This window comes from Mesorhizobium sp. M7A.F.Ca.CA.004.06.1.1, assembly GCF_003999135.1.
Classification (GTDB): domain Bacteria; phylum Pseudomonadota; class Alphaproteobacteria; order Rhizobiales; family Rhizobiaceae; genus Mesorhizobium.
Map to the genome: position 1 here is coordinate 1 of NZ_RZPQ01001350.1, position 661 is coordinate 661.

The 661-nt window shown below is 64.8% G+C and carries 1 protein-coding gene; it reads right to left on the minus strand.

Annotation, left to right across the window (positions count from 1 at the left end):
• Positions 1–661, minus strand: a 661-nt coding sequence (locus EN906_RS36255; RefSeq protein WP_281060486.1) for an SLC13 family permease, incomplete at both ends; no start/stop codon positions are given.

Here is a 661-nt window from a genome sequence, read left to right on the forward strand (position 1 = left end):
GACCTTGAAAAAAGCGCCGAGCGACAGCGTCGTGCCGGCGGCGCGTGCCTGTTCGGCGACGATCAGATTGGCGACCGAACCCAGCAGCGTGAAATTGCCGGCCAGTGTCGAGCTCATGGCGACGACCAGCCAGGCGCGCTCGGGGTTTTCCAGGCCGGGTATGAAAGGCCGCAGCGCCAGCACGGCCGGGACATTGCTCATGATGTTGGAAAGCACCGCGGTGAATCCGGACAGACGCCAGACATCGTCCAGCCCGAGGTCCTTTGCCGAGGCGATCATGTCTGGCGAAAGAAGCGTCTTTTCGGCGCCGGCGACGACCACGAACAGACCGGCGAACATGAACAGCAGCGGACCGTCGATCTCGCGGTAGATGCGTTCCGGCTTGATCGCCCGGGTAAGCAAGAGGATGGCGCCGCCGATGAGCGCGGCCTTGGCGACAGGCACACCGGCGAAGAAGGCGATTGCCAGCCCGATGCAGACCACCACCGCCTTCAGCACCTGCCCCTTGTGCATGCGGCCACGCGAGACCTCGGGCGTCAGTTGGACCGTTCGGGCGAATTCGGCCCGGTAGACGATGCGGATGATGACAACGACCGCGACGAGGCCGAAAAGGGCGACCGGAGCCAGCGCTGCCGAAAAGGCCGGATAGGAAATGCCCGAC